This window comes from Neorhizobium sp. IRS_2294, assembly GCF_050500145.1.
Classification (GTDB): domain Bacteria; phylum Pseudomonadota; class Alphaproteobacteria; order Rhizobiales; family Rhizobiaceae; genus Neorhizobium; species Neorhizobium soli.
The window spans coordinates 1,571,410-1,594,100 of sequence record NZ_CP191439.1; the positions used below are offsets into that span (position 1 = coordinate 1,571,410).

21 protein-coding genes and 1 pseudogene are annotated in these 22,691 nt (G+C 62.5%); 1 reads left to right on the forward strand and 21 read right to left on the reverse strand.

Annotated features, from left to right (window positions below; all coding sequences use genetic code 11):
- Positions 1-82 precede the first annotated feature (82 nt).
- Positions 83-520: an antirestriction protein gene (locus ACQY1K_RS07610; RefSeq protein WP_037519553.1), complete on the reverse strand. Its 438-nt coding sequence runs from the start codon at positions 518-520 to the stop codon at positions 83-85.
- 239 nt (positions 521-759) lie between these two features.
- On the opposite strand from ACQY1K_RS07610, the gene ACQY1K_RS07615 reads away from it, so the two are divergent.
- On the forward strand, positions 760-1,119 hold the full coding sequence (locus tag ACQY1K_RS07615; RefSeq protein WP_202902432.1) for a hypothetical protein: 360 nt from the start codon (positions 760-762) through the stop codon (positions 1,117-1,119).
- Positions 1,120-1,125: 6 nt separating this feature from the next.
- Here ACQY1K_RS07615 and ACQY1K_RS07620 read toward each other — a convergent pair whose 3' ends face one another.
- The 20 genes and pseudogenes from ACQY1K_RS07620 to map form a co-directional block, all read right to left on the reverse strand.
- On the reverse strand, positions 1,126-1,362 hold the full coding sequence (locus ACQY1K_RS07620) for a DUF6117 family protein (protein WP_037519555.1): 237 nt from the start codon (positions 1,360-1,362) through the stop codon (positions 1,126-1,128).
- Positions 1,359-1,772 carry a hypothetical protein gene (locus tag ACQY1K_RS07625; RefSeq protein ID WP_037519560.1) on the reverse strand — a complete coding sequence of 138 codons (414 nt, stop codon included), beginning with the start codon at positions 1,770-1,772 and terminating at the stop codon, positions 1,359-1,361. Before ACQY1K_RS07625 ends, ACQY1K_RS07620 begins: the two co-directional genes overlap by 4 nt.
- A 71-nt stretch (positions 1,773-1,843) precedes the next feature.
- The gene (locus tag ACQY1K_RS07630) at positions 1,844-2,065 is read right to left on the reverse strand and encodes a hypothetical protein (protein ID WP_037519563.1); all 222 of its coding nucleotides are present in this window, start codon (positions 2,063-2,065) and stop codon (positions 1,844-1,846) included.
- A gap of 58 nt (positions 2,066-2,123) precedes the next feature.
- The gene (locus ACQY1K_RS07635; RefSeq protein WP_037519566.1) at positions 2,124-4,262 is read right to left on the reverse strand and encodes a ParB/RepB/Spo0J family partition protein; all 2,139 of its coding nucleotides are present in this window, start codon (positions 4,260-4,262) and stop codon (positions 2,124-2,126) included.
- Positions 4,263-4,434: 172 nt separating this feature from the next.
- A complete protein-coding gene (locus ACQY1K_RS07640) occupies positions 4,435-5,631 on the reverse strand; it encodes a hypothetical protein (RefSeq protein WP_037519568.1) in 1,197 nt (398 codons plus the stop codon).
- Positions 5,632-5,803: 172 nt separating this feature from the next.
- A complete protein-coding gene (locus ACQY1K_RS07645) occupies positions 5,804-6,553 on the reverse strand; it encodes a hypothetical protein (RefSeq protein WP_037519570.1) in 750 nt (249 codons plus the stop codon).
- A 5-nt stretch (positions 6,554-6,558) separates the two neighbouring features.
- A complete protein-coding gene (locus tag ACQY1K_RS07650; protein ID WP_037519572.1) occupies positions 6,559-7,206 on the reverse strand; it encodes a DUF2971 domain-containing protein in 648 nt (215 codons plus the stop codon).
- Between the two features lie 74 nt (positions 7,207-7,280).
- Positions 7,281-10,553 (reverse strand): error-prone DNA polymerase, encoded by a 3,273-nt coding sequence (locus tag ACQY1K_RS07655; RefSeq protein ID WP_037519573.1) that lies wholly within the window; start codon positions 10,551-10,553, stop codon positions 7,281-7,283.
- A complete protein-coding gene (locus ACQY1K_RS07660) occupies positions 10,550-12,061 on the reverse strand; it encodes a Y-family DNA polymerase (protein WP_037519577.1) in 1,512 nt (503 codons plus the stop codon). The genes ACQY1K_RS07655 and ACQY1K_RS07660 overlap by 4 nt, the downstream gene beginning before the upstream one ends.
- Positions 11,976-12,728 (reverse strand): ImuA family protein, encoded by a 753-nt coding sequence (locus ACQY1K_RS07665; protein WP_037519580.1) that lies wholly within the window; start codon positions 12,726-12,728, stop codon positions 11,976-11,978. The genes ACQY1K_RS07660 and ACQY1K_RS07665 overlap by 86 nt, the downstream gene beginning before the upstream one ends.
- Positions 12,729-12,900: 172 nt before the next feature.
- On the reverse strand, positions 12,901-15,531 hold the full coding sequence (locus tag ACQY1K_RS07670) for an AAA family ATPase (protein ID WP_051886739.1): 2,631 nt from the start codon (positions 15,529-15,531) through the stop codon (positions 12,901-12,903).
- On the reverse strand, positions 15,531-16,298 hold the full coding sequence (locus tag ACQY1K_RS07675; protein ID WP_037519582.1) for a helix-turn-helix domain-containing protein: 768 nt from the start codon (positions 16,296-16,298) through the stop codon (positions 15,531-15,533). The genes ACQY1K_RS07670 and ACQY1K_RS07675 overlap by 1 nt, the downstream gene beginning before the upstream one ends.
- Before the next feature lie 205 nt (positions 16,299-16,503).
- Positions 16,504-17,559, reverse strand: a complete 1,056-nt coding sequence (locus ACQY1K_RS07680) for a hypothetical protein (RefSeq protein ID WP_037519585.1) — start codon at positions 17,557-17,559, stop codon at positions 16,504-16,506.
- Between the two features lie 81 nt (positions 17,560-17,640).
- Positions 17,641-18,489, reverse strand: a complete 849-nt coding sequence (locus ACQY1K_RS07685; protein WP_037519587.1) for a hypothetical protein — start codon at positions 18,487-18,489, stop codon at positions 17,641-17,643.
- Positions 18,490-18,495: 6 nt separating this feature from the next.
- Entirely contained in the window at positions 18,496-18,870 is a 375-nt protein-coding gene (locus ACQY1K_RS07690) for an XRE family transcriptional regulator (RefSeq protein WP_080727226.1), read from the reverse strand.
- Positions 18,871-18,873: 3 nt separating this feature from the next.
- The gene (locus tag ACQY1K_RS07695; protein WP_037519589.1) at positions 18,874-19,239 is read right to left on the reverse strand and encodes a type II toxin-antitoxin system RelE/ParE family toxin; all 366 of its coding nucleotides are present in this window, start codon (positions 19,237-19,239) and stop codon (positions 18,874-18,876) included.
- Between the two features lie 40 nt (positions 19,240-19,279).
- Entirely contained in the window at positions 19,280-19,699 is a 420-nt protein-coding gene (locus ACQY1K_RS07700) for a thermonuclease family protein (RefSeq protein ID WP_037519592.1), read from the reverse strand.
- Positions 19,696-20,949 carry a tyrosine-type recombinase/integrase gene (locus ACQY1K_RS07705; RefSeq protein WP_037519595.1) on the reverse strand — a complete coding sequence of 418 codons (1,254 nt, stop codon included), beginning with the start codon at positions 20,947-20,949 and terminating at the stop codon, positions 19,696-19,698. Before ACQY1K_RS07705 ends, ACQY1K_RS07700 begins: the two co-directional genes overlap by 4 nt.
- A 195-nt stretch (positions 20,950-21,144) precedes the next feature.
- Positions 21,145-21,792, reverse strand: a pseudogene (locus tag ACQY1K_RS07710) (JAB domain-containing protein); the annotation flags it as partial.
- Between the two features lie 35 nt (positions 21,793-21,827).
- Positions 21,828-22,667 (reverse strand): type I methionyl aminopeptidase, encoded by an 840-nt coding sequence (map, locus tag ACQY1K_RS07715; protein ID WP_062457453.1) that lies wholly within the window; start codon positions 22,665-22,667, stop codon positions 21,828-21,830.
- Positions 22,668-22,691 lie beyond the last annotated feature (24 nt).

Below are 22,691 nucleotides of genomic sequence, written 5' to 3' on the forward strand. Positions count from 1 at the left end.
TCCCGGCGAACCTCTTCCTCTGAACGGCAGGCATGAAAAAAGCGCCTGACCGGAAGGCCAGGCGCTCGGCGGGTCGCAGCGCTCAATCGATCGCCTGGAAGATCTCGGCGGACTCGGGGTGCTCCGCCGCATAGTCGTAAAGGCGGCTGTATCCCTCCGCCATCAGGTCGACGGGATATTGGAAGGAGAGATGGGAAAAGGCGAACAGCGTCGCGATGATCCCTGCCGCCCCGGCGGACACCTCGCCTTCATAGCCGTTCGTGTCGCATATGATCTGAAGGCGGGGCTTGGAGGCTGGCGCGAGGTAAAGCGGCTTGCCATCGCGCTGATAGAAGTCCCAGAGACCGCCTCGATAATCGCGCGGGCTGAGACGCTCCATGTGATAATAGACCGTCATCTCTCCGATCAGGAAATGCTGGCGGCCGAAGAGGGTTGGAAGGAAATCTATTCGACGAGCATCCGGAACAAGCACCGCCGAGCGGTCGACGGGTTGTTCAGCGTGGGCTGTAGTCTCGGTCATGGGGGGCACCTCGGAGAGCGGGAAACGGAGGAGCCGTCGGGCGCTCTCTCTCGACCGCACCGGCTCGACCCCGTCTCGGCCGGCCTCTCACTCTGGCGTGCGGAATGACCTTTTGGCCGCTTCATCTTCCGAGGCGGGCCGCGCGCCGCTACACTTGTTCATCCGACACATGGCGGGCGGCAGCCTCGACGATCGAGGGCGCGCGCTTGCTTCACCGAGAGAGGTCAAGGGAGACGGAGATGAAGGGAAGCGCGATCGGCATGCTGGCGGCGGGGTGCCTCGTGGTGGGGTTCGGCGCGGGATTCGTCGCGCGACCGATGATCTCGCCGGGCGGTTTGTCTGCCGCGGCCGTCGCCGGCGTCGCGCAGCCGAGCGAGGAAGAAGCGATCGCCGCAGTCCGCCGTCACCGGCTGTTCACGGGAACGTCGCTTGCCAATGCGACGCTGAAACTCGGCGATTGCTCTCCGGGTGGCGTCGGTCCTGGCGTGACGTGCATGACGCAGCTCACGATGGACACGACGCGGGCCAACGCCACACCGCAGAACCGGCCGGTCGGCTTCGCGCGCGTGAACGGCCAATGGGAAGTCGCGGTCTGGTAGCGGATATCAATCTTCGATGCCGTCACCGCCACTTGGGGGCGTGTACGCCTCGTAGGGATCGCCGTCGGCAAGGTGACCGAATGGCGTGAACACGTAGGCGCCATCATCGCGGCCGACCGCGCAGATGACGTAGCGGGTCTGCCCGGTGGCAGAGTCCGCGCATTCCATAAGCGCGAGGTTGCCGTCCGCTGCGGCGCGAAGCAGCGTCTTGAAATTGGAGCGCGCATGATCCGGGATGCTCATGACGCGCCTCCCGCAGCTAGGCGGTCGGCGAGCCAGCGGCCGCTGCTCATCCATTCGACGGTCTGCCCCGTCGTCAGGTCGAGGACATGGGCACCTCCGGAGAAGCCATCGATGCGCGGCTCGGAGGCGACGCCCGCCCATTGGAATCCCCAGCGTCCGGCGAGGCCAAAGGTCTCGGCGCACCGCGTCACGAAGGTGATGAGGAGCTGGGGGTCGGCGGTGCCGGGATCGCGCATCCAGAGGCGCGTGGCACCATGCTCGGGCTCGATGGACAGTAAAAACGGCTCGGCCGGAGGATCTTCGGCGGCATTCTGCGCCATCAGGTCGTTGTAGATGTCGAGCGCGCGAGCAGCGTTCTCGACCGTGCCCACGTCCAGCAGGCACGAGAAGCGTGTGAAATAGTCCGCCATGGCGGTCTCCTGAAACGAAAAGAGCCCGGCGTAGGGCCGGGCTCGAGGTGGATGTTGGGGTGTGGTTTGGTTCAGTAGCCGAACTGCCAGGACGGCCACGGCTGACCGTCGTCGGAGGCGCGCACCGCGTCCTTGAGGTAGGCGCTGTCGCCTTCGACGACGGTGGGATCGAGCACGGGCGTTTCGTCGATCACCGTCACGCGGCAGACGAGGCCATCTTCGACCTCGACGTGAACCGGGACGAGATATTGGAAGACGACGCGGCGCGGCGCGTCGGTGCCGGATGTTTCCATCTAAGGCTCCTTGAGACAAGCAACGGGGAGCGATCAGCGTCGCTCCCCGCCAAGTGGCCTATTCGGCAGCGATCAGGTCGGACGCATCCTCGTCGGCTTCGATCACCTCGTCATCGTCACCAGCGAGGAAGTCCGGCAGCGCCTCGGCGTCACCGGCGTCGCCGCCCTCAGGCTGATCGGCAACATCAGCGAGCCGCAGCGGCTCGGGCAGCCAGCCACTATCGGCCAGGAGCCGTTCGGCCTCCTTGGCCATATCGCCCTTCTTCAGGTGGTCGATGAGTTGGGCGGCCTGTTCGCCCTTCGCCTCGCGGACTGCTTCGAGGATGCGCGGCTTGGTTACGCGATTGAGGTAGTTGCCGAAGGTCGGACGCCAGCCGGCCTCCACCATGTCCAGCCCGGTCGCGCGCGTCAGGCGGTCGGCCTGGGTGAGCCGCATGTCGAGCGTATGCTGCGACACACCGCTGGAGCTGTGCGGATTCGGCCGCTCGTAAAGGGCGTTGACGCCGTAGCTGACGCAGTGGGCCAGCAGCGCCATGCGGCTGGTGTCGTCCAGGCCAGCCAGCCAATCCCAAAGCGCATCGTCGTCTTTCGGGATGTCGCTCGCCCAGGCGTCGTGCCGCTCCTGCACCGCACGGGCGGGAGGGCTGTCGGCGAGACTCTCGTCCTGCGCGGGGAAGTAGATGTGCTTCACGCCCGCTTCCATGGCGCCGTTATACATGCGGGTCATGAACCGGTCCGAGACGAACTTGTGCAGCAGCGCCGTCATGGCGACATGCGGGTTGTTCGCGACGGCGTCGCGAAGCGCGAGCGTGCGGTAGGCGGTCAACTCGATGACCAGGCGCTCGGGCAGCGGCTTGATGGCGTCGTCTTCGTCGTCATCTTCAGTCTCGGTGGGCTGGCCGCCGATGGTAATGACGGCGCGCTGGACCGTCTGGCCGGCGGTTGCGCCCGATACGCTATCGGTCTCCGAGCCGCTGTCGCCGTCGCCGTTGCCGTCGACCGGGATAACTGGAACGTCCTCGGGGCGGACAAAGCCGCGATCCACCGTCAGCGAGCCGTTGGCGTCGATGCTGACAAACACGCCGGCGATGGCGATGTCAGCCAGCTCGTAGTGAACCGGACGATCCTCGAAGCTCGCGAGCGCGGTCTCGATTTCGCCCAGACGCTGATCCACCTCATCCGGCAGCTCGTCGGCGTCCTGATACTCGGCTTCCAGCTTCGCCATTTCGGCGTTCAGCGCGTCAATGGTCGCCTGCTCTTCGGGCGAGAGGTCGAGCGGCGTGCCGGTGATCTCCTGCAGGCCGCGTGCCGCATCGTACGGGAAGCTCACGGCCACTTCGATCCACTTCCACCCTTCGGCCGCGATCGTCTCGGCTTCGGCCTTCAGCTTCTCGCCAACGAGGCGGTCGAGGAGGCCCGCGTCCTGAAGCCATCCGCCGTCGTCGGACTGGAACAGGTCGCGCATGACGGTGCCGCCCGCCGCTTCATAGGCCTCGATGCCGACGAAGATGGCACGCTTGTCGGAAGCGCGCACCGTCGTCTCGGTCAGCATACGCCGGATCTGGTAGGGTTCCTTGGACCAGGCGTCCTTGATCGTGTCCCAGACCTGCTGCTGGCGCGCATGGTCTTCGGAGACCGTGAACGCCATGAGCTGCTCCAGCGTCATGCCGTCGTCGGCATAGACGTCGAGGAGCGCCTGCGAGACCGAGGCAAGTCGCAGCCGCTGCTTGACCATGTTGACGGGCACGAAGAACGCCGCGGCGATTTCCTCCTCGGTCATATGCTTGGCGCGCATGTCCTGAAAGGCGCGGAACTGATCGAGGGGATGGAGCGGAGCACGCTCGATGTTCTCTGCGAGCGAGACCTCTTCGGCGAGGATCTCACTGTCATTGTCGCGTACGATGCAGGGCACCGGTGCGATCTTGGCGAGGCGCTTCTGCTTCACCAGCAGTTCGAGGGCGCGGAAGCGACGGCCACCGGCCGGAACCTCGAACATGCCGGTCTCAACACCTTCCGCGTCGATGACGGGCTGGACGCTGAGGCTCTGGATCAGGCCGCGACGGGCGATCGAGGCCGCCAGGTCTTCGATCGAGACGCCGGCCTTCACGCGCCGGACGTTGGACTGGGACAGAACCAGTTTGTTGAAGGGGATGTCGCGCGAGGACGACAGGGTGATCTTCTGAACGGCAGTAGCCATCGGGGTAGTCTCCGCGACGGGCGCCGAGAGACTCTCTCTCAGCCCTAAACCCGTCACGAAGCGAAGCGCCGCCCTCTTCCTCTAAAGGGGGCAGCGCCGAGGACCGGAATTGAGGACACGCGGAAGCGCAAAGCCGGAGACACGGAAATCCGCATCTCCGGCTTTGCGGATGTCAGGCGGCTCGATCGAGCAGCTTCTTCGCCTTAGCCTCCATGTCGAGGCGAGCGTCCTGATGGGGCTTGTCGCGTGCGACGGCGGTGATGCCCTGCACAAAATCGAAAATGCTCTCGGGCGGGCGACCTTCCTCCGTCAGGACCGCGTCGATGATCTTGCCGGTCTCGGCCTTCGAGAAGCCACGGCGGCGCAGGAAGTCGGTACGATCCTCGTCGGTGCGCGCCACGATCCGCTCGCGGGCCATCTTGATGCCGTTGACGAAAGGCAGCGGAGAGGAGTTGGCGAAGTTCGCCAGCGCCGGCGCGGCCTCATGGGCGAAGCGATTGGCGGCGTATTTGGAGTGGCGGATCGTGATCTCCTCGAAGTCCTCGACGCCCCACAGATTGCGGTTCTGGCAAACCGCGCGCAGATAGAAGCTCGCCATCCCGAGCGTCTTGGCGCCGACCTCTGAGTTCCAGCAGTAGAAGCCCCGGAAATAGAGATCCGGCGAGCCGTCCGGCAGCCGTCCGGCCTCGATCGGGTTCAAATCGTCGACGAGGAAGAGGAAGACGTCGCGATCTGAGGCATAGAGGGTGGTCGTATCCTTGGTGATGTCGACGCGCGGATTGTAGATCCCGGTCGACCAGTCGAGGACGCCGGGCACCTTCCAGCGCGTGTCGCCAGTGCCGTTGCCGGCGATGCGCTGCACCGCCTCGACCAGCTCGTGATCGAAGATGCGGCCGTAATCCGGCCCGGTGACGGCGCGCAGCTCGAGCCGACCGGTATCGGTTTCGAGCGTCTTGATCTGCTCCGCCCGATTGGACGTCAGGCCATATTGCAGGTTGATCGCGGCCAGCGGCGCCGGGAGCTGGCGCAGATATGCGGCCGGCGCACCGACCAGGCTGGCCAGTTGGCCGAAGCTCCAGTGCGTGGGTGCAATCGGCGTATCTGTGCCCGGCAGGATGAGCGCCAACCGCTCCGGGTCGCTGCGGTTCGCCTCCACATGGATGAGCGGGCTTTCCACAACGCGCGTGCGGCTGCGATCGGCGCGGTTGCGGACGGAGCGCGCCAGCTCGGACAGTGACAGATATCGCTCGTCCGCGGGCCGGGAAAACCACTCTGACGAGACGCGGCCGATCCGCTCTCCGCGGCCGACATCGACCTTGTAGCCGCCGCTGGTGTCGCGGCGCGCGTCTAGAACTGAAACCTGGGTCATGGGACCAATCTCCATGACGGGCGCCGGAGACCTCTTCTCCAGCCCTCAACCCGTCACGGAAAATCCCTCCGCACTCTCACTCTCAGCGGGGCGTTGTGGGGCAGCCGCCCCGCAGAAGGGGTCGACCGAGACCGACGGGCTCGGGCGCAGGGGAAGGCTTTCCCCTCAAGGTCTAGTCCAAGGTAGACGCGGCGGCCGGATAGAATGTACCGATCCATCGCTGCTTGAGCGTAGCGAACGCTAGTCGGCTTGGAAGGCCGCTACCCCACGTCGGTGGAAAGAACACAGTGAGCTGCTCGCCGACCTGAACCGCGAGTTTCCCGATTTCCGAGACAACCGCGTCCAGGGTGGTCGACTCTACAAAGGGACCGATCACGGCGTTGCCTTCGCGCTGTGGCCTGATCATGAACGCGGACTTCATCGTCGGGTGGCCAGCGAGTTCGGAAAACATTTTGTAGGTTTCGTAGCGCTTTTTGCCGGTGAAGCCGTCGCGAGCGTCGATGGCTTCGCGCACCTTTACCGGCCCGAATTCTTTCTGACGCGCCTTCTCATCAGCGAGACGCCAACGTCCAATCAGACTTCGATCGCCGGCGAAATAGCTTAGGAGGAAAGTCGTCTCGAGCACATCGCGAAGAATGAGCGCACTGTTCTGGCTGTAGCCTGACAGCGCGAGTTTGATGCTTGCCCCAAATGCGTTGAACGTGCGCATGCCGAGAATTTGAACGACCTTCAAATCTTCGTCGGCGGTTTGGAACTGTCGCAGTATGTCGGCGAGGTCCATCGCTGCCTCGGTCACCGCCAGATGCAGTCCCAGGCGGTCGTCCGCTGCGATCATCCCCAGAGCCTTCTCTCGAAGCTCCTCTTCGCCGGCGTGTAGCCGTGCCAGATTGGCCGATAGGAGGTCGGCCGCGCTCGGTTCCATCGGTGTCACCTCCAGAGGGTGTCGTTCTTGTTCCTTACTACGTTGAAGCTCCCGAACGCCGGCCGTGCCTTATAGGAGGTCACATGAGTGAGGGCGTCGCCCAGCGCTTCAGCCAGGTCCGCCCTGGTGATCGTCGAACGATCGCCGACGATCACCTCCACCGGCTTCAACTCGTCGGTGAAGGCCTCGAAGTACAAGTTCCCTTCGTGGATACTGTCGGCAAGGCGGCTAAAGCAACGGTATTCGGACTCGTACCTCCACGCGGTGAACTTGGTGAGCAGCAGATCATCGACGTCTGCGCTGATGATTTCGCGGTCGGATGGTGCCGGCAAACGTGCTCGGCGGTACTTCACGGGATGATAAGTGTCGTTCCCGTCCGGCACATCAAAGCCGATAGCCATGCCATGGTGCTTTTCGGCGTAATGGCCCCAAAGCATGGGGTGGGACCATTTGCGGCTAAAACATACGATGCCGAATTCGCGATCCCGTTCATTCTTCCAGTTGCGCATAAACGCGCGGACGCGCTTGTCGCGGAGGTTCCATCCAAGAAATTCGAAGGGATCGTTCAGCTCGTTGATGCGTGCAATCTTCAGACGACGTTGCTTGAGAGCGAGCAACCCATATTTCTGCGAAGTGAAGTGATAGAGGCGCATATTCGTTCAGGTCGCTTCGCTTCCTAGAGTTGCGTGGTCGCGGCATGAGTCGCGCAGAAGCCTATTCTACACTTTTATCTAAAGTCTCGGGTCTTCACCTTGATCGAGTCGATATGCAGATCGCGGACGTACATGTCGCGCGTGCGCAGTCCCTTCGGCGCAAGGCCGCGCGGGTCGGGCGTCGGGGAGGCATGATGGAATTCGTCGCCCCGACCGTGTGGCAACGGAAAGGCCGTGTCGCGCTCGCCGACGCTCGCCAGCTCAGCGGAGAGATCGGTCAGCCGTTGGACTACGAGGTGAACGACTTCGCCTTCGCGCTGAACGCGCCCGCGCACGGCGATCATGCCGGCCGACAGGATGGTGCGTCGGTTCTGCTCGAAGACCTTGGGCCAAACGACGAGATTGGCGATTCCGCTCTCGTCTTCGAGCGTGATGAACATGACGCCCTTGGCGCTGCCAGGCCGCTGTCTCACCAACACGATGCCGGCCGCCTCCAGCGACCGGCCATCTTTCGCGTCCATCGCCTCTTGGCAGGTGACCATGCGACGACGGCGCAGCTCCCGACGCAGGAACGAGACGGGATGGTCCCGCAGCGACAGGCTGACATGCCGATAGTCCTCAACGACTTCACCACCCGCCGTCATCGGGCGGAGGATGACCGCCGGTTCGGCGACCTCCGGCACGATCTCCGTCTCTCGGGCCGACGCGGCGGCAAAGAGCGGGAGCGGCTCATCGCGCAGAGCCTTGATCGCCCATAGCGCCTCGCGGCGTGCCAGGCCGAAGGGCGGTCGAAATCCGTCCGCTTCGGCGATCTGCGTGAGCGCCGCGACGGGGATGCCGGCACGGCGCCATAGATCGTCTACCGAGCCGAAGGGCTGATCCGCCCTGGCCGTGACGATCGCCGCGGCGTGGGCATTGGCGAGGCCTTTAACCATGCGCAGACCCAGGCGAACGGCGAACCGCTCTTCGCTGCCGGCGGGCTCGAGCGTGCAGTCCCATCGGGATGCGTTGGCGCAGACCGGACGGATTTCGACGCCATGATCACGCGCGTCACGCACGATCTGCGCCGGCGCGTAGAAGCCCATGGGCTGACTGTTCAGCAGCGCGGCGCAGAACACTTCAGGATGCCAGCATTTGAGCCAGGCTGAGGCGTAGGCGATCAGCGCAAAGGAGGCTGCGTGGCTTTCCGGAAACCCGTAACTGCCGAAGCCCTCCAATTGTTTGAAGGTCTGCTCGGCGAACGCCTGCTCGTAGCCGTTGGCCACCATGCCGCCGATCAGCTTGTCCCGGAAATGCGAGACGCCGCCCGTGAACTTGAAGGTGGCCATCGACTTGCGGAGCATGTCGGCCTCGCCGGGCGTGAAGCCGGCGCATTCGATCGCGACCCGCATCGCCTGCTCCTGAAACAGCGGCACGCCGAGAGTCTTGCCGAGCACCTTCTCCAGCTCGGGCTTCGGGTAGTGGACGGGCTCAAGGCCCTCCCGGCGACGAAGATAGGGATGCACCATGTCGCCCTGGATCGGACCTGGTCGGACGATCGCGACCTGCACGACGAGATCGTAATAAGTGCGTGGCTTGAGCCGCGGCAGCATCGACATTTGGGCCCGGCTCTCGATCTGGAAAGTGCCGAGCGTGTCCGCCTTTCGTATCATCGCGTAGGTGCGCGGGTCCTCGGCCGGGATGGAGGCGAGGTCGAGATTGACACCCTTGTGCTCGGACAGAAGATCCAGCCCCTTCTTCATGCAGGTCAGCATCCCGAGCGCCAGGACGTCGACCTTCATGAACTTGAGCGCGTCGATATCGTCTTTGTCCCACTCGATGACCTGCCGGTCCTTCATCGCAGCGGGCTCAATCGGGACCAGATCGTCGAGCCTGTCATGGGTTAGGACGAAGCCGCCTGGATGCTGGCTGAGATGGCGTGGCGCGCCCATGAGCTGTCGCGCGAGATCGAGGGTCAGGCGAAGGCGGCGGTCGGCGAGATTGAGGTTCAGCTCCTCAACATGCTTTGGCTCGACGCCTTCCTCGGACCAGGCCCAGACCTGCGACGACAAGGTGCCGATCAGATCTTCGGGCAGGCCGAGCGCCTTGCCGACATCACGCAGCGCGCCCTTAGCGCGGTAGCGAATGACGGTGGAGCAGAGCGCGGCGTGGTCACGGCCGTAGGTGTCGAACACCCATTGCATGACGATCTCGCGCCGCTCGTGCTCGAAATCGACATCGATGTCGGGCGGCTCGCGCCGCTCCTCGCTGACGAAGCGTTCGAAGAGAAGATCGTTGCGGCCGGGATCGATCGAAGTGATGCCGAGGACATAGCAGACTGCGGAGTTGGCGGCCGAGCCGCGACCCTGGCAGAGGATGTCTTTCGATCGGGCGAAGCGAACGATCGAATTCACTGTCAGGAAGTAGGGCGCGTAATCCAGCTTTTCGATCAGCCGCAGCTCATGCTGGAGCGCGGCGGTCACGCTGTCGGGTACGCCCTCGGGATAGCGCTCCGACGCGCCTTCCCAGGTCAGCCTCGCCAGCGTTTCTTGCGGCGAGAGCGCCGGATCGTCACGCTCCTCCGGATATTGATAGGCAAGCTCGTCGAGACTGAAGCGGCAGCGATCAGCGATCTGGAGAGAGCGAGCAAGCGCTTCCGGATAGCGGCTGAACAGCCGGTGCATCTCCTCCGGCGGCTTGATGTAGCGGTCGGCGTGACGTTCGCGCCGATCGCCGAGGGTGTCGATCGTGACGTTGTGGCGGATGCAGGTCACGACGTCTTGCAGGATGCGGCGACCCGGCTCGTGAAAGAGGATGTCGTTCGTCACCACCGCGGGCACGCGCATTTGCGCGGCGAGGTTCGACAGCTCGTGAAGGCGAAGCTGGTCATTGGGGCGACGGTGTAGCGTGAGGGCGACGTAGGCGCGGTCACCGAACGCGTCGCGAAGCCGGCGCAATCTGAAGCCGCACTCGTCATCGGCCAAGTCGGGCACAAGGACGGCGACCAGGCCATCGCCATAAGCTACGAGGTCCGGCCATTCGAGAATGCACTTGGCCTTGCCGCCGCGACCCTTGCCGAGCGAGAGCAGACGGCAGAGGCGCGAATAGGCGGGGCGGTCGGTCGGATAGACCAGCACCGACGTGCCGTCGGCGAGGTCGAGGCGGCATCCGACGATCAGGCGCACGCCGGTCGTCTTCGCGGCCTCATGAGCGCGCACGATGCCGGCGAGGGAGTTGCGGTCAACGACGGCCACCGCCTCGATCCCGGCAAGCGCCGCCTGGGCGAACAGCTCCTCGCAGGACGACGCACCGCGCAGGAAGCTGAAATGCGAGGTGACCTGAATCTCGACGTAGCGGGGCTCACTCATCCGAAGACCCCATGGATGAACCATCGGTGCGAGCCCGTGGCCGTGTCCTCGCCATCGCCAGCGCGGTAGAGCCAGTAACGCTCGCCGGCGTCGTCCTCGACCCGGAAATAGTCGCGCACGGCGACCAGCTCGGCGTCACGCTTCCACCATTCGCCGAAGACGCGCTCCGGGCCGTCGCCGCGACGCAGGCGCCGGCGCACGCCGCGCCAGGTGAAGGAGACCGGCGGATGGTCGGGCAACAGCGCCACCGTCTCGACCAACTCGGGATGAGGCAGGAGGCGCGAGGGCCTCGGCCAATGGCCGGGCCAGCCCGCCCCCGTGTCGGCCGCCATTGCCGGGATGCGGCAGACGGATCGCTCGGGAACGTCGCTTGCGACGGGAGCAAGCCGATAAAGGGCGCGCTCGCCCACCCGGTTCATCAACGTGTCGATGAGATCGGAGACGTCCGGTGTGCTTTCCTCGATGAGGGAATTGACGATCTGTCTGCGCTCAAGCGGCTCGGCGACGCTCGCGGCGAGCGTCATCACCTCGATGCCAAAGCCGGGTTCGATGGTCTCGATCCTGTCGCAGAGCAGACGCGTCAGGCGCTTAACGTCGCGGACCGGCGTTGCCATGCCGACCCTGACGGCTTGGGCGCGGCTGTCGACGCGGTGGCAGATGAGGTCAAGTCTGCGAGCGCCCAAGCCGCCGGCCTCGAGACGCTCGCAGAGCTGGCCGACGAGCTTGGCGATATACCGGGCTATGGTCTCGGCCGCGGCGATCGGCTCGGCGAAGGCGCGGCGCACTTCGATGAGATCGACCGGCCGGACCGGCTCGATCGGCTCGGCCGCCTGGCCGAGGGCTTGATCGATGCGGCGGCCGATTTGGGGGCCGAAGCGCAAGGTGAGCGGCGCCCGAGGCTGCGCGAGAAGGTCGCCGACCGTATCGAAACCGAGTGTCCGCAGGGCGGCGACGGTGGACGCGGCGATGCGCAGCGCTGCGAGCGGCAAAGGCTCCATTATGGATGCGCCATGTCGGTCCGGTGCGATCTGCGGGGCATAGCGGGCCAGAGCGTGCGCAGCGCCCCAGGTGTCGGCGATCGCGCCCCGAGCCGCGATCCCGGACATGGCAAGCCGGCCGATGAGGCCGTCCAGCATCGCACTTTCGCCGCCATGGAGATGATCGGCGCCCGTCGAGTCGATGATGATCCCGTCCGGCGGATCGGGAGCGACGACGGGAGCGTATCGGAGGAGCCAGGCCGCGAGCCGGTCGAGCGCCTCGGCGTCGCCTACCGGGTCGGCGTCCTGCACGATGAGTCCGGGCGCCAGGACCTGGGCCTTGGTGACGGGCATGCCAACGCGCAGGCCAGCAGCGCGGGCAGCGGCGTCAGCCGCCAGCACCACCCGCCTGTTCCCGTCGCGGCCAATCAGGACGAGCGGCGCCTCAGCCGGAGGCGCCGCGTCGCCAGCCTTCCGCCGTAGCCGGTCGGTGGACCAGCTCGGCAGGAAGAGCGAGACGACCCGTGTCATCGCACGCCTCCACTTCGAAATCTGCACTTTCGCCCGCGCGAGCGCGGATCAGTTCGACCAGCCAGCGGGCTCGACCCACGCCCGGAACGGGAAGCGATGTCGAAGGCAAAGCGGAGACGCGCCAGCGCGTCATCGCCGCTGTAGGCTGGCCGAAGTCTGTAGCCTCTGTCTGTCGCCGCCAGCGTCGCAGCGCGATCCCGATCGATCCGGTGCCTTCGGCCGCCAGTTGCAGGCGCCGCGAGGCGGTCATGGAAAGTCGGGCCACTTCACCAAGGACGGCGCCCAGGCCACCGTGGCGCAGGCCTTCCTCCATGCAGGCGAGCACGGTCTTGTCGTCGCCGGCTTCGAGATAGATCACGCGATCGGATGCAAGGCCTGCTTGGGCGATCGCTGGCGCGAAGAGGTCGGGGCGCGTGATGCACCAAAGGATCTTGCCCTTCGTGCGGGCGGCGATCCCGGCGCTGAAGAGGGCGGCAGCGGCTCCATCGATCGCGCCGTTGCCGCCGCCGGCGATCTCATGCAGGGCGCCGAGCGCGAGTCCTCCGCCGGGTAGGCGCGAGTCGACCTCGGCAATCCCGAAGGGGAGAACCGATTTGGCGCGCCGGCTGCGACCTTCGATCTTTTCGATCTGCGCGCGCAAAGACTCTATGGCGGGCTCGGGCCGCAAGCTCGTTCTTGACCTCCAAGGGCGGGTTCTTCGTCATGTTCGCTATTTGTTCTATCTTTCAGGAACGAGAGTCAAGCCCGGATCGGCGTGAGCGAGGGTGCGCGACACGGTTTTACTGTCTCGTGGCTATCTGAGCGCCGCTGGGCGGTCGAGGCGCATGCAGCGAAATCGCTTAAGCATAGGAGGTGACGGGAGCCTTGGCCTCCTTCTGGCGCTGCTGGATGCTACCTAGCCACGTCTCCAGTTTCACGACTTCGGCTATCAGATCGGCATGAGAAACAGTCTCAGGGTTCAGGGTTTCCGCGGACGTATGCATCTCTTCCGACAACCGGCCTCGCGCTGCTGTTACGGTCTTAACGTCGTCATCGCTGATGATCGCGAGCTTGAATAGACTGTTGCCCTTTATGGCGTTATCGAATCGAGCAAGGACCGGAAATACAAAGTCTGCGATGCCTTGATCCCAAGATTCTCGAAGTTGCTCGATGATGCCTTTGCAGAAGATAGTCCGCCGAGCATCCGGCCATGTATCAAATTGGTGCTTTGCTTCTTTCAGCTCCGAGCGCAGGGATTGCGCCAATTGTTGCGCTGATTTCGCCTTCATCGGCAGCTCTGACTCCACAAAGCCGGGTCGGCTCTGTTTGCGACAAACTGTCTGATACTGGATGGAGCGCGTTTTTGCGTCCGCTTCGCGACGCAACTCGAAAAGAAACGTCAGATCGTGTGTAAACACGATGACCTGCCGGTGCTCAGCCTCCTCTACAAGTCGCGCTGCTACCGCCCTGCGATGAATGTGATCGAGCGATGACATAGGGTCGTCGAACACAATACTGGAGTATTGTTTGGATGTGACAAGCTCGGCCAGGAATGCAGCGAGTGCGACGCAACGATGTTCGCCCTCGCTGAAAATCTCGCCCACAGGCTCATCAGGTTTCTCAACGAGACAAACTTGAAAATATGACACAGCATTCGAATCTTTGACTTTCCGAAGCTCGACCGGCATTCTAGCCAACTTGAGCTTATCAATCTCACGCGCGAATCGACCGCGTAAGGCGTTCGTAACAAGCTTGTCAGACAATTCCTTATTCTTAGTCGTAACGGATCGTTTTGCCGTATCCTTTGCGGCCTTGGTTATGATTTCGGCCTCTTTGCGCCTCTCAATCTCGGCTTTAATGTCCGCGAGTAGAGGGCCGAGTGCCTCTCGATCTTTCAGTTCTCGATATTCCTTCACCAAGGCAAGGTGCTCTGGGCTGTTTTGATCGGCTGACAGTTGAAGCGCACGACTCGCAAGGCGGACAGATAGCGCGGCGAGTGCAGTGGCTGGGAAGGCAGTGAGTTGCTCGGGAGCGGTCTTGCTACGGACGAAAGATCGAAGCCGCCAAGCCGCCCGCGTACTGCATTCTCTCACAACACCGGCAAGAGAGACGTCCCCGATCTCGGTCTCAATGAGGCTAACGAACTGGCGGCGGGCCGCAGCGCTCATATGCTTAGCGGCGGCTTGTTTTATCGCATCGCTATAGGCCTCTTCCGCGGCGTCTTCGTCGGCTTTTGTCGAGCCCTTAACGAACGTCTCGAACGTCACGAGGCGCTCAATCGCATCTTTTTCCATGGGCTGTTGGCAAAGCACGCACAACTCATCATGGCCCGTTGGATGCGGGAATGTCCTGCTCGGATATGCGATGCCATCGGAGTATTTCCGGGCGGCCTCCCAAAGAGCGCGCCATGTCGCCTTCCCCACGTCAGGAAGCGGCGAAGCGGCGAACAACGCGTCGGATGCCAATTTCGCGCTCTCGGCTTTGGTTTCCCAGTCGGATTTCAAGGAGGAGCGCATCGCAAACGCCGCAGGAGATGCCGTGTCGACCAGATTCTTGAGCTTGCCGATGCCATCATCAAGGCGTGCTTTCTGCGCGGTGATTTTCGCAGCGGCTCGTTTCGGTTCTTGTGCGAGATCGCTTTCCAGCGCGGCGAGGTGGGAGGTTTCCGCCTCTGACAATTGCGCCAGCAGGTCGAGCTGAGCGATGCTTGATTTTGTGGAGAGGCTGCGCACGAAAGCGCCGGCAGCGGTATCGGCACCAAGTTGGGGCTCTTTAATTGCCAGCGGCGTTTTCGCATTGATGGCGGCAAGCCGATCATCGAGCTTTGCCTTGACCTGATCACAGGCCGTAGCCAACGCTTCCAAGACACGCATTGGCTGGGGAATGTAGGCCACGGCGTTCGTCTTCTCGACGTGCACGTTGGCGCTTCTGGAGTCGAAAATGCTTATCGACGGAAGGTCAGCGTGGCTCGGCGCTTCCGGGCTCCATGCGAATTGATCCTCCGTGGCACCACGTAGGAACACAATGTTGGCGGTCTGCGGGGTAGCTGCCGCATCTTCCACGTCACGCAAGATCTTGTTGTTGCGGTCGCGTGTCCGGCAGGCGTGCTTCAGGATACGGACATAGCCAGATTTGCCTGACCCATTGTCGCCGTACACGATCGACAGTCCCGCCTGCGCGAATTCGAGTTTTTGATCGAAGGCCAGGGCATTGACGCCGGTTGGATTCTCGATACGCAACACGCTGACCGGTGCACCTAAGATACTTTGTGACGAGACATCTGCGTCTGACAACGGCGTGTGAGGCAGCGCTGGATCAAGGCAAATTTCGAGAAGTTCGTCGATCTCCTCGCTGCCAAGGATGCCGCTCTGAACAAGTCGGCGCAAAGCATCTCGTTGCCAAGCCGGACGCGTAGCAGACCAAGCAAGCACCTCGGCAAAAGCGAGGTTTTCGGTCAGCGTTTCTTCGTTGGTAGATTGAGCCTCAGCCATCAGCCTTTGCCACCTTTCTTGTCGGAGTCCCAGGCCGGGAGAATGAACGGCTGGCCATGGTCGATAGGAACGCGAATTGACGTTTCCCCCCACTCGGCGGGCGCTGCAAGCGCGATGATGAAGCGCGACGAGAGGTCGGCATATTCGCCTTCCGGCATGGGCGTATGTCGTTCGGGCAAGCGGCGGAAAAGATGAGTATGATAGACCCAAACGTCATTGCCCCTGAGCAAGACCAAGAGCTGCTTGATCCGGCGGCGAACGGCGATTTCTTCGCTTGGGGCCACCTTCTCTAGGATGCTCCGGACGGACCACGTTAGGCCGTCCAAAATGCCGATCAGCTCTTCCGCGTACTCAGCCGCCTCATCCGTCAGCGAGATCATAATTTCGCAAGCGAAGTCGTTCGAGCTGTTTGCCTGCTTGAACAGCAGACCTTCATCCATCGTCACATTTGCGAGGTCGTAGTCGTACCGGGAAACCAAACGCTCTTCGCGCATCTCAGCAATGACAGCAGAGAAAACCTCGCCGGCGCCCGCGGTCTTTGATTGAGTGGCATCACAAGGAAACGAGATTTGCTCCCGGCGGACGTTCAAAACCTTCGCAAGTCGGTCAAGAACGTCTACTGGTACAGGCGCATTTTTGTTTTCGATCTCGCGAAGCGTCCGTTCGCTGACCCGAACCTCATAGGCCAATTCTTTCTGTGTCGAGACACGCTCGGCGTTGGTGCGGAGCCTCTTTATTTGGCTTCCATCGGGGGTAACTTTCTTCACTGTCGCCTCGGTTTGTAATTGTCGATTTAGGCACAGTATAACAGTCGACCTGCGAGTAGTCGGCAACAAACCGGCAGCTAACCGGCAAGCGCGCGGCAAGCCTGCGAGCGCGGCGGCTTTCACTCGCAGATCGATGCCCCAAAATCCCGGCGGGGCGGTTGAAACAGCACATCGACAGCAGCCGTTCCGAATGGAGGGCCTTGCCTCATCGGCGATCCATGGCCAGATCCTCCTGATACTGATGCCAGCCGTACATATCTTGTATGGGCTCGGCCATGACCTCATCGAGGTCGTCGATTTCCTGATGGAGCCGAGCATAGCAATCCAGGACAGCGAGATCGTCCATGCCGAGCCGCAGCTTGGCTGCTTGCCGACGCCAACTGGCAAACGGCAACTTCTTATGACGGGGCTTCCATTCAGGAAGAAGCCTTTGGTTCGCCTCGATCAGAACGCTGCTTCCGCGGGCGATGGAAAGCCGATCCGGATCGAACGGTTCAAAGGGAGTCTGGGTCGCTTTTAACTGGCGCTCACGCTCACGATGACGGCGCACTACCTCCGCGATCGTGTCGGCCTCGAGTTGAACACGACGTAGGGTCTGAGTGGGGTCATCCTTACCGCTGCGACCCTTAGCGATTATTCCGAAATCGGTTTCCGATTTCCCTGCGAGGCCGATTAAGTGCTCCGCCAATGCATTGCCGAGCAGAAGAGGGTCGGGATCGACGCGCGCGGCGACGCGCATGCAGAACGCCGATACGTCGACCTTGCAAGCATACCGCCGCGTCTCCGCAAGCTCGGGAAAATGTTCGATGATCTCACCCCGGGAGAGTGACTCCTCCCAACGCAGGAAACGCACCGGCCTCAGCAATTGCGGCGCGTAGCTCAGTACGAGTTTGAGGTATAGGCGGGCGAGGGGGCCGATGACAGGGTCGTCGCGCAGACCAACATGGTAGAGCTGATTGCGATAGCCGTGAAGGATCTGAACAGATCTGACGTCAACGTCCGCGAAATAGCCTGCCCGCTTTAACAGGGACGTCTTCGCATCAAAATTTTGCCCACGTCCAGCGAGCTTATCTTTCAGGGTCAATTTTGGGCTTGCTAATCTGCTATCTTCTTCGATCAGTTCTAAGCATCTTTGATGGCACATCAGCTCGAAAGCATTGTCGATTAAGATCAGCGCCATCCGGCTGCTGAGCGGACGTGCCGCCGATAGTTCCGCGGCCGCTCTGTCGAGTTGCTCAGCAAGAGGTAGGATGAAGCGCATCAGACCTCCGGCGAGAGGTACTTGCGAGACAGCATCGCTTTCAAAGTGCGCCGAGCCCCCACGTTTTGATTATTCGAAGCGTCACGCGACCCGCCTAGCCAGGCGCTCATGCTCTGCGATGAGGAAAGTCAGATAGCTTCGTATGAGGTTGCAGTAGAGGCGTGCCTCATCGATCTGGAGCGCAAGGCCCTCCCTGAGATCGACCCCGTGACGGACGCCACCACCCGTCGGCGAGGAAAGATAGCCATGCAACGTCATCATCCATTGCAGGATTTGCTCTTGATGCCCGCGGCCGCGCTGGCGTAGTTCGCCGATGATTTCGTTGAAGTACCGACCCTGGATGCTGCCGTCTAAGATCTCAGGACCACGAAACGCCGTCGAGATCGTCTCCAGCAGCCAAAGGACCTCTTGGACGGCCTGACGGCCGTTGCCTTCGCTCAACGAGTGCTGGGAGGCATCAAGAGATTCGTTGATGATCGCTTGCGCCTGCACATCGAGAGATGGGGGAGCGTCGGGTACGTTGATCGGAATGTGGACCCGCGTTGCGACCAGCATGGGAGGGTCGAGCTGATAGCCAGCGTCTGCGTCCGCGAGGATGCGGTTTATCCGCCCGGCATCCGGCACGACCATGGTAGGATTGCGGGCGCGAAGTTCCTGGCATGCATCCCAGAATGCCTCGATGAATATGGGGGCGTTCGTCTCCGCACGCGCCATATCTCGGTCGAGATCTTCGGATGCGAACCGTTCGTTGGTGCTCGGCCAATACTCTGTGTTGGCTGCGGCGCAGAAGCGAGCCTTGAAATGCTCCAAAATAGCCTTCCGCTGGCCTTGCCCGCAAACGCGGTTGATGAGATCGCGAAAGCCCTCTTGGACGGCGGCTTCTATCGGGCCGGGACTGTCAAAACGCCATCTGCCATCGAACTGGAGCATCGGGTGTCACCGCGCTGCCGCCGACTTTCGGCGTGCTACGGTGCGCATAGGTCTGTCGTGGGAGACGGTTCCATCGCTGAGACGCTGGAGCCGGATGGCCGGCCGCCCCGGCAGATTCACCGTCAGCTCAAGTTTTCCGCCGATCGCCTCAACGTAGCTGCGCAGTGTCGATAGGTACATGTCAGCCTGCTTTTCGATCTTCGAGACCGACGGTTGCTTTATCTTCAGCGCCGCAGCGATGTCCTCCTGCGCCTTCCCGGCGATCTGACGCATCTCGCGCAGGCCCTCAACCTCCTGCTTCAGTTCCTCATAACGGGCTTCGATCTGCTCCTGCTGATCGCGGGGCAGAGAAGCAATGACGTCGTTAAGGCTCCGGCCCATCGATCAATCCTTCTTTGCGGATTTCAGGCTTTCCAGATGTGCGGAAAACCGACTGTCCGCCTTTGCGATAAGCTGCTTGTAGAAGCGCTTCTGGCTGCCGCCGGATTTGTCGCCTGCAACGAGAAGGATGGCCTTCCGTTCGGGATCGAAGGCGAAGGCAGCACGCCATTCGCCGTCGGCGGCAGAGAAACGCATCTCCTTCATATTGGCGTGCTTCGAGCCGTTGAGCGTGTCGGCGTATGGCCGACCGAGCTGCGGACCGAATTCGCCGAGCAGTTTCGCAACTGCCAGCAATTGGGTCTGAACCTCGCGCTCAAAAGCCAGGAACTCCGCCTCGAAGGCGTCATGCAATCTAACATCCCAGGTCATATAGCTTCCAAGCTATGTTGAGTCAATGGCGAGCGGGGCATTAGTTGCCACCCTCGGCCACGCCAGCCTGGCGAAGCAGATCGCCAAGGCTCTTTCCACCGATCCAACATCGCGCAATGACGCGGTCAAAGGAGCGGACGCGGCCGCCGCGCCCACGTTCGGCCGTGCAGGTGATCTCGCGCCGAAGGGCGACGCGTTCGAGCGCCGCTTTCGCCGCGGGACCGCCTGGCGTGTGCAGCTCCGGGGCATCGAAGTCGGCAAGGCGCACCTCGATCCACTCGTTGGGGTCCGATGTACGCCCGACGCAAAGACCGTCGCCGTCGCCGACATAACGGACCAAGCCGGAGAACTCGACTCCAACCTGCGAGGGGACAGGCGCCTCGCATGGATCTGCATGGGCCGGGACCGCAAAGCAGGCCGTGACGAATGCGCCGGTGACAGCGATGAAGCGACCGCTCACGCGGCCTTCTTCAAGGCGCTGCCGCCCTTCTTCTTCGCTAGCAGCGCCCGGACGAACTTATCCCACTTGGCCATGCCGGCGCGCTTTTCGACCATGTAGTTCCAGCGATCGTAGTGCTTCGAACTGACGTCCTGAAGGGCGTGGTTCTGAAGCCGATCGCGGATTTCCTTCGGCACACCAGCTTTTCCGGCGAGCGTCTTGAAAGTGCGCCGGAGATCGCGGTTCGTGACGTAGGGGATCACGCCGCGATCGCGCTGACGCCACATGAACGAGTATAGAGTGCCATGGCTGACCGGCTTTGACTGGTCCGTGGCGGAGGGGAAGAACCATCCATATTCGTTGGGCTTGATGGACTCGATCAGTTCGGCCGCGAGCGACGGGACCGGGACAGCGTGCGGCTGGAGGTTTTTGGTCTTCGACCAGTCGATGATCCGCTCTTTGGCGTCCCACTGGTCGACATGGAAGCGAGCGATCTCCTCAACGCGCTGTCCGGTCAGCATGAGAAGCTGCACGGCGCGGAGGTAGGAGGGAGTGACTGGCACATCGGGGCATTCGAGCCAACGATAGAGCTGCAGGAACTCGTCCTCATCCAGCCAGCGCGTGCCCTGGACCTTGGGCTCCGTCGGGATGCCGGTGGCCGGATTAAAAGGGATGCGGAAGCGGCGAGCCGATTGCTGTCGATAGTCGTTGTCGGATTTCATACCCCAGCCAAAGGCCGCGTGGAGATACGACCGCACATGATCGGCCATCGACTTCGCGCCACGATCATAGATCGGACGGATTAGCTCGATGATCTCCTCGGCCTCGATCTCGCGGGCGAGGCGGTTTCGTCCGAGCGTATCGGCAATCTTGTTCAGGCCTTTTTCCGTCTCCTTCCACGATGGCTTGCCGGCGGCCTTGAGCGACGCGACATAGCCCTCGAATAGGTCCGCGACCGTGCCAGGACGCGTATCCGTTGCGATCTTGATGCTTCGGCCCTTCTGGATCACATCCGCGAAGTCGCGCTTGAAGACCGCGCGCGCGTCAACGAGGGACATCGAGGGATACGCACCGATCTTCTTCTTGGTGCGCTTGCCATCACGCCACTGCTGGGCCATCCAATCGGCGGTCACGCGCTTGGGCATTGGCTTGAGGACAAGGACGAGACGGCCGGTGCCGCGTCCATCGCCGTCGGCGAGATTTTCTTGCTTCTGGCTCACCTCGACGCGCTTGAGCGCATGCCGGATGGCGGTGTCGGTCAGGCTGGGCATCGCGATTCTCCTGTTCCGCAACTGGGATCGGTTCAGGAGAAACAGGGGTCGCTTGCTGGGAGCGGAGAGCCGTTTTCTACCCCTTAAACCGCCCCCAGTTTGCCAAAACCGTCCCCACTACGCAATGCCAAAAATGCCCGAGTTTGCTAGTGTTTCAGCGTGCTTGTGCGTGCTCCAGCGTGATCTTATTGACCGAGTGGGATGGTTGTGCACGAGGATGAGCGCAGTCGCCGAAAGCTCCAGGGCTCGCCGCACCACTTCGCGCGGATAGACCGGCGTGTGGTCGACCGTTCCATGCCCCTGGATTTCGTCTGCGATCAATGCGTTGCGCTTGTCGAGAAAGAGAACGCGGAACTGTTCTCGTGCCTCATAGGCCATGGCGGCATGGCAGTAATCAATCACCGAAGACCAGGACGAAAGCACCTGCTTGCCCCGCAACTCGCTTCGCAGCATCCGCTGCCCCGTCGTCGCGACAAGCTTGAGGTCGAGCGCGACGGCCTCGCCGATACCCTTGACCTCCTGCAGCAGTCCGAGCGGCGCGCCAAGCACGCTGGCAAGGTTTCCGAAGCGAGCAATCAATGCTTTCGCGAGCGGCTTGGTATCGCGCCTCGGGATGGAGCGGAAAAGCAGGAGTTCGAGAATCTCGTAGTCTGCGAGCGACGCGTCTCCGTGGTCCCGGTACTTCTCCCGCAACCGCTCACGGTGGCCGTGGTAATGTTCTTGCGTGACGGCAGGGGATCCGAGTTGCGGAATTTTGGCCGTTGGCCTCTTCGACTGCGTCTCTGCGAAGAAGCCACGTTCGTCGACAGACAGGGCCGCTCCGTCATCCTCTTCTTGTTCCATAGGTTCATGCGAGGAGACGGGCGGGTTGGTCATGGTCAGGCCTGCAATGGAGGCAGGCCGGGCCGGTCGAGACCGCCGGGCGACAGGGTGAACACCTCGCATCCCGTCGCGGTGACGCCGACCGCATGCTCGTATTGAGCAGACAGCGACCGGTCGCGGGTGACGGCGGTCCAGCCATCGGAAAGAACCTTCACATGCGGCTTGCCGAGATTGATCATCGGCTCGATCGTGAAGATCATGCCTTCCCTGATCTCAGGGCCTTCGTCGGCGCGGCCGTAATGGAGGATGTTCGGAGAGTCGTGGAACAGACGACCGACGCCGTGGCCGCAGAAATCGCGCACCACCGAGCAGCGCTCGGCCTCCGCATAGGACTGGATCGCCTCGCCGATCGCGCCGGTGCGGGCGCCGGGCTTGACGGCCGCGATGCCGCGCAGAAGGCATTCGTAGGTCACGTCCATCAACCGTTCGGCAGCGCGTTTGATCTGTCCGACCGGATACATGCGGCTGGAATCGCCGTGCCAGCCATCGAGAATATAGGTCACGTCGATATTGACGATATCGCCCTCGCGCAGCGGCTTGTCCTCAGGCATCCCGTGGCAGACGACATGGTTGATCGAGGTGCAGACCGAGTATTTGTAGCCGCGATAGCCAAGCGTTGCGGGAAGGGCGCCATTGTCCATGCCGAACTCGAACACGAAACGGTCGATCGCATTGGTGGTGATGCCCGGCTGAACGATCGCCGCAAGTTCGTCGAGGCAGCGCGCCGTCAGCTGGCAGGCCTTGCGCATGCCGTCAAAATCCTGCGCCGTATCGTAGAGACGGATAGCACCCGTGTTTTTTGAGGGGGCGGAAACCGCCTCGATGTAATTGACCATGATATTTCTCTCGCAACTCCCACA